This window comes from Ottowia cancrivicina (assembly GCF_029813755.1).
GTDB classification, from domain to species: domain Bacteria; phylum Pseudomonadota; class Gammaproteobacteria; order Burkholderiales; family Burkholderiaceae_C; genus Ottowia; species Ottowia massiliensis.
Window position 1 is genome coordinate 1 of the sequence record NZ_JARVII010000075.1, and the last position, 908, is coordinate 908.

Sequence of the window (908 nt, forward strand, 5' to 3'; positions counted from 1 at the left end):
GCCGTCAATGCTGGCAAGGAAGTGACCGTGCATGAGAAGAGCATCAACAAGCACGGATGGAAGGGGTTTGGCTATATTGTGATTGATCCGGAGACCGGGGCGGGTGCTTATTTGATTGAGGGGAGCGGGAATGGGGGCCTCCTATTCACCATTTTCACGCATGCGCTATTATTTTTCTTATGGTTCTTGGTAATCGTGGGGATGTCATCGCTATTTATATTGCTTGGTGGAGCCATCTTAACATTTGTCTCGTTCGGCATTCCGATGCTTGGAGTTGCATTTGCAGGATTGAGTTTGGCTGGCAAGCTCGCTGTAATTGGACTTGGGATATGGACATACTCGCACTTCTTCCTGGAGGGGTGTTACAGGGCAATTGGCAAATTTATTGGAAACATATTGCCCGGATTCGCCGCTTTTAAAGCAGCCAACTCTATCTCAAATGCTCTCAGGCTGATCTTTTTTGGCGCTGCGGCTGATACATATAAGTCAGCAGTTGAACGTTGCTGATATGTCTATATGGAACCGCATGGTGAATCATGCAAAGCTAGAAAAATGGCGCATTATCGCAATGCTGATTTTCTATTTTGAAACCGCATTGGCCGTCTTTATATTTAGAAATCAGAATTTCATATATTACATGATCTTTCAATGTCTATTCTTGGTGGCAATGGGAGGCATTGTTCATATATCCAAAAAGCGCCTCAATTCGGATTTTTGCGAGTCTTACCGCATATCTAAAAAGTATGCTGCTTTAATATGCTCTTTATGTTTTTTCGTCTTGCTCATAAAAAAGTATATGTTCGAATAGAAGAAAGGCTCAAGGCCCGGATGGAAGAAACCAAACAGACGCTGGAGCGCGCGCAGGCTGCGCCCGAAAGCCAGCGCGAGCAGATCCTGAAGGGCATCAC

2 protein-coding genes are annotated in these 908 nt (G+C 45.2%); one reads left to right on the plus strand and one right to left on the minus strand.

The annotated features are described in order from the left end of the window. On the plus strand, positions 1–507 hold a 507-nt coding region (locus QB898_RS13075), incomplete at its 5' end, for a hypothetical protein (RefSeq protein WP_279525299.1). Between the two features lie 216 nt (positions 508–723). Here the strand turns inward: QB898_RS13075 and QB898_RS13080 are convergent. Next, positions 724–908 (minus strand): hypothetical protein (locus tag QB898_RS13080; protein WP_279525300.1); only part of this gene is annotated, 185 nt, incomplete at its 5' end.